General features: G+C 68.9%; 8 protein-coding genes and 2 pseudogenes. 9 read left to right on the top strand and 1 reads right to left on the bottom strand.

What is annotated here, in order from left to right:
* Positions 1-95: 95 nt before the first annotated feature.
* Positions 96-253, top strand: a pseudogene (locus AB0H42_RS30815) (IS481 family transposase); the annotation flags it as partial.
* Here the strand turns inward: AB0H42_RS30815 and AB0H42_RS30810 are convergent.
* A pseudogene (locus tag AB0H42_RS30810) lies at positions 253-426 on the bottom strand (transcriptional regulator); the annotation flags it as partial. The pseudogenes AB0H42_RS30815 and AB0H42_RS30810 overlap by 1 nt on opposite strands.
* A gap of 509 nt (positions 427-935) precedes the next feature.
* Between AB0H42_RS30810 and AB0H42_RS30805 the strand changes: the two are divergent.
* The 8 genes from AB0H42_RS30805 (at position 936) to dgoD (ending at position 9,587) form a co-directional block, all read left to right on the top strand.
* Positions 936-1,919, top strand: coding sequence for a substrate-binding domain-containing protein (locus AB0H42_RS30805; protein WP_357062476.1), 984 nt, complete (start codon positions 936-938; stop codon positions 1,917-1,919).
* Positions 1,920-1,963: 44 nt separating this feature from the next.
* Positions 1,964-3,475, top strand: a complete 1,512-nt coding sequence (locus AB0H42_RS30800) for a sugar ABC transporter ATP-binding protein (RefSeq protein ID WP_357062474.1) — start codon at positions 1,964-1,966, stop codon at positions 3,473-3,475.
* Positions 3,476-3,507: 32 nt separating this feature from the next.
* Positions 3,508-4,524, top strand: a complete 1,017-nt coding sequence (locus AB0H42_RS30795) for an ABC transporter permease (protein ID WP_357062473.1) — start codon at positions 3,508-3,510, stop codon at positions 4,522-4,524.
* Positions 4,525-4,600: 76 nt separating this feature from the next.
* Positions 4,601-5,695 (top strand): zinc-binding dehydrogenase, encoded by a 1,095-nt coding sequence (locus tag AB0H42_RS30790; RefSeq protein ID WP_357062472.1) that lies wholly within the window; start codon positions 4,601-4,603, stop codon positions 5,693-5,695.
* Positions 5,692-6,912 (top strand): DUF4380 domain-containing protein, encoded by a 1,221-nt coding sequence (locus AB0H42_RS30785; RefSeq protein WP_357062471.1) that lies wholly within the window; start codon positions 5,692-5,694, stop codon positions 6,910-6,912. The genes AB0H42_RS30790 and AB0H42_RS30785 overlap by 4 nt, the downstream gene beginning before the upstream one ends.
* Positions 6,909-7,664 (top strand): SDR family oxidoreductase, encoded by a 756-nt coding sequence (locus AB0H42_RS30780; RefSeq protein WP_357062469.1) that lies wholly within the window; start codon positions 6,909-6,911, stop codon positions 7,662-7,664. The genes AB0H42_RS30785 and AB0H42_RS30780 overlap by 4 nt, the downstream gene beginning before the upstream one ends.
* A 58-nt stretch (positions 7,665-7,722) precedes the next feature.
* Entirely contained in the window at positions 7,723-8,442 is a 720-nt protein-coding gene (locus AB0H42_RS30775) for a FadR/GntR family transcriptional regulator (protein ID WP_357062467.1), read from the top strand.
* Entirely contained in the window at positions 8,439-9,587 is a 1,149-nt protein-coding gene (gene dgoD, locus AB0H42_RS30770) for a galactonate dehydratase (RefSeq protein ID WP_357062466.1), read from the top strand. Before AB0H42_RS30775 ends, dgoD begins: the two co-directional genes overlap by 4 nt.
* Positions 9,588-9,632: the final 45 nt, after the last annotated feature.

Here is a 9,632-nt window from a genome sequence, read left to right as displayed (position 1 = left end):
CGACGGGCGACGGTGGCAGCCGGCCGATCGGCCACCTCGCCGGTGAGGTGATCGCGGATGATCCGGTGGTCGTCCGGAACCGGAGCACGATCGGCAGCGGCGCCTGCTACAAGGCCCGGGACTTCTCGAAGGTCCTTCATAGAACTCGCCACCAGTGGATCCGTCCCTGCACGCCTGGCTGCAACGGCAAAGTCGAACGCTACAACCGCATCTCACCGAGGAATGTCTCTACGCCCGGGAATGGACCTCGGACTCCAGTCGCGTGTACCACTCTGTGCTCACGCCGGCAAGGACGGCGACCTCCTCGCGCCGCAGCCCGGCGACCCGGCGACGGGCGCTGGTCGGCAGTCCGGCCTGCGCCGGGGTGATTCTGGCGCGCCGACCGGCAAGGAAGTCCCGGTTCTCGGTGTGCGGATCGGCCTCGATCTCGCGGAACAGCCGCTTACAGAGCGAGCGACCCGGTCTACTCGGACAGCAGTCCCACTTGGACGACCCACTCGTCGGCCACGATTTCATCGACGGCGCACGAGGGAAAACTTGCCATGAGCAGCGCGGCGGCGACCACGGCCGTACCGCAACTCCTGATCGTCCTCGATCGTGTTGCAGGCGCGATGCCGGAGCAAGCCCGGGACATGACGCGGGCGATCGAACGGGCCCGGGACGCCCGGCGGCTCGAGCAAACCGCGGTCGACCGGATCAACGCACGTCGACAGTTCGCCAGGCGGCGTCCCAACCCACGAGTGAGGCGCCGCGGCGAGGGCGCGTTCCGGTCGCTCGCGACTCGGCCTTCGTCGAGGCTCTCGTGCTGCGGATCGGTGCCGCCGCGGCTCCCTGATCAGCTCGTCAATAATAAATAATAATTTAGTATTGACACCGCCGGGCGTGGTGGGTGACTCTGTCGAAGCAAAGTTGCCCAGGCGAGACATCGAGGTCACATGCAGGTCAAGAGGAAGTGGGGCGCCATCCTCGGCGCGGTGCTGATCGCCGCGACCGTCGCGGGCTGCGCGGGCAAGGTCGGCGAGAACGGCCGCGTCGGGGTCGTCTACCTGAACGCAGAGGGCTACTACGCAGGCGTCGCGAAGGGCTTGAACGAGACGTTCACCGAACTGCCCGACGCGCCCCAGCTGCTCGCGTCCAACATCCAGTCGGACGCCTCCAAGGAGAGCACGTTCGTCGATACGGTCGCCTCGGTGAAGGCCGACGCGCTGATCATCTCGCCGGCTTCCGCGACCGCCTCCGTCCCCGCACTGAGGCTCGCGCACGAGGGCGGCGTCCCGATCATCTGCTATAACACCTGCATCGAGGACGATGCCGCCCGTGAGCTGGTTTCCGCCTACGTGCTCGGCGACCCCAAGGAGTTCGGTGCCGCTTCGGGACGCCAGATGGCGGCCTACTTCCGGGAAAAGGGCATCACCGCACCGAAGGTGGCGGTGATCAACTGCGAACAGTTCGAGGTGTGCATCCAGCGCCGGATCGGGTTCGAGGAAGCGCTCACCGCGGCGGCTCCCGGTGCCACCATCGTGGCCAACCAGCAGGGGCTGACCCTCGACGAGGCAGTCCAGCGCGCCGAACAGATCCTCACGGCCCAGCCCGATGTCGACGCGTTCTACGGTGAGGCCGGTTCGCAGATGATCGGCGCGGCACGCGCTGTCCGAGCCCGGGACAAGGCCGGTGCCGTGGCGGTGTTCGGCGGCGATATGTCGACGCAGGCGGCCGGCATGCTGCGGGAGGGCACCATCCTCAAAGGTGTCACCGATATCTCCGGTATCAAGGTCGGCGAACTGGCGGGCCGCGCGGCCGTCGACGTCATCGATGGCAACCCGCCCACCGAGTTCGTGATCCCGGCCCCGGTCGACGAGTACGTCGGACCGCAGGCCGCCGCGGACTGGATCGAGACGCATCCGGATGGGATCCCGTGACCTCCGCAGCCGCCGCGAACCCGCCCCACACCCGGAAGGACACCATGGATCAGCACACGGACGATCCCGCCGTTGTCGTCGAGATCGAGGGATTGACCAAGCACTACGCCGGTGTGCAGGCCTTGACCGATGCCTCTGTCACCATTCGCGCCGGTGAGGTGCGGGCACTGCTCGGCCGCAACGGTGCGGGCAAGTCGACGATGATCCGGCTGCTCGCGGGTGTCGAAACCGCCGACCGGGGGACCATCCGCGTCGGTGGTGAACCACTCGGCAACGGCGGCGTCCGACGGTCGACGGCGCTCGGCATCGAGACCGTCTACCAGGAACTGAGCCTGGTCCCGGAACTGACCGTCGCGGAGAACATGTTTCTCGGTGTCTGGCCCCGCACTGCCGGTCGCGTCGATTACGACACCATGTGCCGCGAAACCGCCGCCGTGCTGGAGGAACTCGCACTCGATATCGATCCGCTCAGCCGGGTCGAGTCCCTGCCACTCGCCGAACAGCAGCTCGTCGAGATCTGCCGTGCCGTCCGGCGCAAGCCCCGGCTGCTCATCCTCGACGAACCGACCAGTGCGCTGGCCGCCGCCGAGGTCCAGGTGGTGCTGCGGACCGTCGAGCAGATCGCGGCGGCCGGAGTCGCCGTCGTGTACGTGAGCCATCGCCTGGACGAGATCCGGCAGGTCGCCTCGACCGCGACCGTTATGCGCGACGGCCGGGTGGTCGAAACCGTCTCGCTGGAGGATATAAGCACCGCCGATATCGTGGCGCTGATGGTCGGCTCCGCCGCGCCGGCCGTGGCGGAACGCACCGAGCGTGCCGTGGACCGCTCCGGGACGCCGCTGCTCGCGGTGCGGAACCTGGTGCTGCCGCCGATGATCCGCGAGGTGTCGTTCGATGTGCATCCGGGCGAAGTGCTCGGAATCGCCGGCCTGATGGGCTCGGGTCGCAGCGAACTACTCCGCGCTGTCGCGGGATTCCATCCGATCTCGTCCGGCTCCGTCGCGGTGGCCGGGACCGAGGTCCGCAGTGTCAGCGCGGCCCGGATGAAGGCTTTGGGAGTCGGCATGACGCCCGAGGACCGCAAGGGCGCGGGCATCGTGCCGTTACTCGGTGTCGACGAGAACATGCTGATATCGGACTATCGGACCGTCAGCTCCGGACCGACCATCGTGTACCGCCGGTTCCGCGAGGCGGCCGCCGACCTGATCTCGCGGCTGTCGATCGCGACTGCCCGCACGGAGACCCCGATCGTCAACCTCAGTGGCGGCAACCAGCAGAAGGCGGTCATCGGCCGCTGGCTGCACGCGGGCAGCCGGATCCTGCTGCTCGACGAACCCACCCGTGGTGTCGATGTCGCCGCGAAGTCCCAGATCTACCGTCTCGTCCGGGAACTCGCCGACGGCGGCGCCGCCGTGGTGTTCGTCTCGGGTGAACTCGAAGAGCTGCCCCTGGTCTGTGACCGGGTGCTCGCTCTACGTGGCGGCGAGATCACCGAGGAGCTCACCGGCTCCGATATCACCATCGCCTCCGTCCTCGCCGCCGCGATGGCGGCCTGACCACCACGAAGCCAAGACGAGAAGAGGACCCCGTGGTCATCACCAAGAACAATCTCCGGCCGGGTGATTCCCGCACCGCACGCGGCCGGCTGGGCTCGCGTAGTCATCAGCTCAACGAAATCGGCCTCGTGGTGGCGATCGCGGCGCTCTACGTGGTGCTCGGTCTGACCGCGTCGGGCTTCATGGACGGCTCGAACCAGCTGGGCATCCTGCGCGACGCCGCGACGATCGGCATCGCTGCCTGGGGTGTCACGCTGGTGATCATCGCGGGCGATATCGACATCAGCATCGGTCCGGCCGTCGCGTTCGCCTCGGTGCTGGTCGCGATGGGCAGCACCCAGTGGGGATTGGGTGTGTTCGGTGCCGTGCTCCTCACCCTGGTGCTCGGTGCCGCGTGGGGTGCACTCGCCGGCTGGCTGCGGGCCACCTTCAACGTGCCTTCCTTCATCGCCACCCTCGGCCTGTGGAGCGTCCTCGGCGGTCTCGGCCTCTATCTCACCGACGCCCTGCCCGTGGTGCTCCCCGACAGCGGTCTGTTCGACCTGCTGGGCGGTTCCATCCTCGGTATTCCGACGTCCGCGGTGGTGATGCTGATCCTGTTCGCCGTGTTCGTCTATATCGCCAAGTTCACCGCGTACGGTCGTTCGGTATACGCGATCGGCGGTAACGCGGCTGCCGCCCAGCTTGCCGGCATCAACCTCACCAAGGTGCGCATCCTGCTGTTCGCGACCACCGGCCTGCTCTCGGCGATCACCGGCGTACTGCTCGCTTCCCGGCTCGGTGCGGGTTCCGGCAGCGCGGGAGCGGGCCTGGAGTTCGACATCATCGCGGCCGTCGTCATCGGCGGTGCCGCACTTGCCGGCGGTCGCGGCACGATGCTGGGCACCCTGCTCGGCGTCGTCTTCATCACCGTGATCGGCAACGGACTCGTCCTGCTCGGGGTGAACTCCTTCCTGCAGGACGTCATTCGCGGCGTCATCATCGTCGGCGCCGTCCTGATCAACGCGCTCGTCGTCCGCCGCGGCGCCGCAGCCACCCGCACCGCATGACCGGCTCTCCCATCGATACGGGCTCGGTACCGGCGTGCACCGCACGGTCCTGCCCCGGCCGCTCACAGGAGGAATTGTGACCACAACCGAACCGGGGACCCGGACCGTTCCCGAGACGATGCCGGGCATCTACCTCCCCGGCAACTCCACCACCGAGATGCGGCAGGTCCCCGTGCCGACGCCCGGTCCGGGACAGCTGCTCGTCGAGGTCGGCGCCGCGGGCATCTGCGGTACCGACATCAGCTACATCTACCGTGAGTACAAGACCCACCGCGGGATCGACGGCCCCGCGTACCGCGGGGTCGTCTCCGGCCACGAGCCGTCCGGTCGTGTCGTCGCCGCCGGGCCCGGCTGCGGCCGGTTCGGCGTCGGCGACCGGGTCATCGTCTACCACATCGCCGGTTGCGGACTCTGCGACAACTGCCGCCGCGGTTTCTACATCAGCTGCACCGCGGCGTCCCGGGAGTCGTACGGCTGGCAGCGCGACGGTGGCAACGCCCGCTACGTTCTGGCCGAGGAGCGCACCTGTGTGCCGCTGCCCGCGGAACTGTCCTACGTCGACGGTGCGCTCATCGCCTGCGGATTCGGCACCGCCTACGAAGGACTGCGCCGCATCGGCGTCAGCGGGGAAGGCGACCTGCTGGTCGTCGGTCTGGGACCGGTCGGTCTCGCGGCCGGCATGATCGGCCGCGGGATGGGCGCTCGTCGCGTGGTCGGCGTCGAACCGTCCGAGGTGCGCCGGGGGTGGGCCGACTCACTCGGTATCTTCGATACCACCGTCGCACCGAGCGAAGCGGACGCCGAACTCGACCGGCTCACCGGCGGAGCCGGTTTCGCCTTCACCATCGACGCGTCCGGGTCCGCACCCGGCCGGTCCACCGCGGTCGAGCACGCGGCCGAATGGGGTCACGTCTCGTTCATCGGCGAGGGCGGCCGCTTCGACAGCGAGGTCTCCGACACGTTGCTGCACAAGCAGTTGACGCTGCACGCGTCGTGGGTGACGTCCCTGCAGGCGATGTCGGACCTTGCGACCAACCTGGTCGCGTGGGGCCTGCGTCCCGAGGCCGTCGTCAGCGACCGGTTCACTCTCGACAAGGCGGATCAGGCCTTCGCCCTCGCCGCGGGTGGCAGCCGCGGCAAGGTCGTCTTCGTCTCGGATTCACTACAGTGACCCAGCCGCCCTCCCCCGGAACCCTCGTCGAGATCGATGCGGGTTCCGCGGGTCGTCCCGACATCGTATGGCTCGACAACGCGGTGTTGCGGCTCGGGTTCGTTCCGGCACTGGGCGGGCGGCTGCTCTCGGTGCGATTGCACGGCCGGGAAACCCTGTGGCGCAACACCGAACTGCTGGACGAGAACCTGCATCCGGTGCCGCCGCATATGCCCGCGCCGGTATCGGGGCCGATGAGCGTCTGGAACAACTACGGCGGCGACAAGACGTGGCCCGCGCCGCAGGGATGGTCCGGCCCGGCCGAGTGGGCGGGCCCGCCGGATCCGGTGCTGGACTCCGGCCCGTACGACCGGCGGGTGGAGCGCATACCCGGGGCGGTGACGCTGACGATGACCAGCGGCCACGACCCGCGCACCGGCCTGACCCTCACCCGGTCCGTCACGCTGCGGGACGGGCAGAGTTGCTACGACGTGCGTCTCGAAGCCCGCAACACGTCCGCAGAGCCGGTGCGGTGGGCACTGTGGAACGTCACCCAGCGCGCCGCCGGCGAGCCCGGCCGCGGCGGCGTGTACGTCGGCGTCACCGACGGGGACCACCGGGCGGTACCACTCGCGGTCGGTACCGGAGTGCCCCGGCACGAGGCTCTCGGCACCGATCGGGTCCTGGTGCCGCACCAGGATGTCGTCGGCAAAGTCGGATTTCCCGGCGCGAGTGGATGGCTGGCGCACGGCGCGCACGGTATCACCACCACCCAGGCCTTCACCACCGATCCGGGCGGCGACTACCCGGACGGCGGATCCCGGGTGGAGGTGTGGATGGAACACCCGCTGGGCGAACCGATCGAGCATCTCGGCGGTCTGCACCCACGGGCACGGATCGTGGAGATCGAACTCCTCGGCCCGTCGACGACCCTGGCGCCGGGCGAACACACCGCGCTCGAGTACCGATGTGCGACCGCCACCGGCGAGGGTGAGGTCCGCGCCGTCACTCCGGTCGGGCACTGGGAGAGCGGCGCCCGGTTCGCCGCGTACGTCGGCGGTGAGCTCCTGGTCGACGGCATCCCCTACGGCAGGGTGCCTGCCGGTGCGGTGATCGCGCTGGACAGCGACCTGATCGATAGCCGGGTCACGCTGCGCGAGAACGGAACCGGAGACGATCACGACCTCGGTACCGCACCCGATCCCGGGCGGGCACACGACCGGAAGGAGACCCCGTGACCACAGGATCCGACACCGGCACAATGCTGATCACCGGCGCGGCCCGGGGAATCGGCGCCGCGACCGCACGCCGGATGGCGACCTCCGGATGGTCGGTTGTGCTGTTCGACCGCGACGAGAAGGTCGCCGATACGGCCGCGTCGATCGAATCCGCGGGCGGCCGGGTACTGGCCTGCCGCGGCGATGTGACCTCCGAATCCGACTGGTCGGCAGCGCTCGCCCGCACCCGCGCGACGTTCGGTCCCCTCGACGCGCTCGTCTGCAACGCGCTCGCCACCGACCACGCCCCGCTGCACGAGATGACGCTCGCGTCGTGGCAGCGGCAGCTGGACGTCAACCTCACCGGCGCCTTCCACGGCGTCCGGGCGTGCCTGCCCGACCTGCGCCGCGACCAGCGCGGCGCGATCGTCATCGTCTCGTCCGTCCATGCCGGCTTCGGCCTGCCCGGGGTACCCGCCTACGCCGCGACTAAGGCCGGACTGACCGGCCTCACCCGGCAGCTGGCCACTGAATACGGTGGTGAGGTCCGGGTGAATTGTGTGCTGCCCGGACCGATCCTGACGGCGCAGTGGGACGGGATCCAGGAAGACGAGCGCGCCGCGAGCGCTGCCGAGACGGTTATCGGGCGGCTCGGTGATCCCGATGAGGTGGCCGGTCCCATCGAGTTCCTGCTCGGCGCGTCCGCGTCCTTCGTCACCGGCGCCACCCTCACCGTCGACGGCGGATGGAGCATCACCAAGAATTCGTCCTGACCGCACCCACGCCGGGGTGTGACAGCCAATTCACGAAGAACGGGGTCGAGGAGAAGAGATGACAGGCTATGCGGGACGTGGGGTCCACGGTTCGACAGTGGAACTGCTCGGTTCTCGAATCGTGGACGGCACGATAGCGCCTGGCGAGGTCCTCGATCTCCGAGAGATCGGCGCGCGGATGGACCTGTCGTTGACCGCGCTACGCGAGGCGATCAAGGTGCTCGCCGCCAAGGGGCTGGTCGATTCCCGTCAGCGCCGCGGGACGTTCGTCCGGGACCGGGCCCAGTGGAACGTACTCGACAGCGATGTGATCCGCTGGCGGCACTCCGCCGGTGACGCGTCCGCGATGCTCGACGAACTCGCCGAGGTACGGGCGATCATCGAACCGTCCGCTGCCGGACTGGCGGCGCTGCGCCGCACCGACGAGGACCTCGCCGACTTCGAACAGTGCCTCACCGATATGGCCGCCGCCGCGACGGGAACCGCCGAGCAGGCCGCCGCCGCGGACCTGGCCTGGCACGAACTGCTGTTGCGGGCCGCGCACAACGAGATGCTGGCCAGTATGAACGTGCTCATCAAACCGGCGCTGATGGTTCGCGATTCCCTCGTACACCACCACACCACCGACGACCCGGTGCCGAGTCACCGCGCCGTCGTCGATGCCATCCGGGCGAGCGATCCCACGGCTGCGGTGGCCTCGACCCAGGCACTGCTCGCCAAGGCCACAGACGACCTGTCGCGCGTGCTCAATCTTCTCGACAGTAAGGAATCAGGGTGAAGATCACGGCTATCGATACCTTCGCAGTCGCGCCACGATGGCTGTTCTGCCGCATCGATACCGATGCCGGCATCGTGGGCTGGGGCGAACCGGTGGTCGAGGGCCGGGCCGATACGGTTCGCGCCGCGGTCCACGAACTGGCGGAACTGCTCATCGGTAAGGACCCGCGCACCGTCGAGGCGCACTGGCAGGTCCTGACCAAGGGTGGCTTCTACCGTGGCGGGCCGGTGCTTTCGAGCGCTGTCGCCGGAATCGACCAGGCGCTGTGGGACATCCTCGGCAAGTCGCTGGACGTACCGGTGCACCAACTACTCGGAGGAGCGGTTCGCGACCGGGTCCGCGTGTACGGGTGGGTCGGTGGCGACGAACCGGACGAGGTCGCCGACGCCGCCCGCGCCCAGATCGAGGCCGGTCTGACCGCACTGAAGATGAACGCGTGCGGACGATTCGACCGGCTGGCGGCGCCCGCCGGACTCGACGGCGTCGTCGAGCGCGTCGGCAAGGTCCGCGAAGCGATCGGCGACCGGAACGACATCGCGATCGACTTCCACGGTCGCGTCGGGGTCGCGGACGCGCGCCGGCTCGTATCGATGCTCGAGCCGATGCGTCCGCTGTTCGTCGAGGAACCGGTACTGCCGGAACTCGGCCACCGGCTGCGGGATGTGGTGGAGTCGACGACCGTGCCGATCGCGACCGGTGAACGCCTGTACTCCCGGACCGAATTCCTTCCCGTGCTCGAATCGGGTGTCGCGGTCGTGCAACCGGACCTCTCGCACGCCGGCGGCATCTCCGAGGTCCGGCGCATCGCGTCCCTGGCCGAGACCTTCGGCGCGCTACTCGCCCCGCACTGCCCGCTCGGCCCGCTGGCCTTGGCCGCCAGCCTGCAGGTCGCGCTCGCGACCCCGAACTTCCTGCTGCAGGAACAGTCCATCGGCATCCACTACAACCAGGGCAGTGCCGAACTGCTCGACTACGTCCTGGACCGCTCCCCGCTGCAGTTCGCCGACGGGCATATCGAGCGTTGGGACGCTCCGGGTCTCGGGGTGGCGATCGACGAGGCCGCGGTCCGCGCGGCCGACGCGGTCGCGACGAGCTGGCACGGGCCGATCTGGTACCACCCCGACGGATCGTTCGCCGAATGGTGATCCGACTCCGCGACCACCGACGACACGCGAACCGACGAAATCGAG

Source organism: Nocardia sp. NPDC050799 (assembly GCF_040654015.1).
Classification (GTDB): domain Bacteria; phylum Actinomycetota; class Actinomycetes; order Mycobacteriales; family Mycobacteriaceae; genus Nocardia.
Note: the sequence above shows the minus strand (reverse complement) of the source record. Positions and strands in the feature narration are given on the sequence as shown.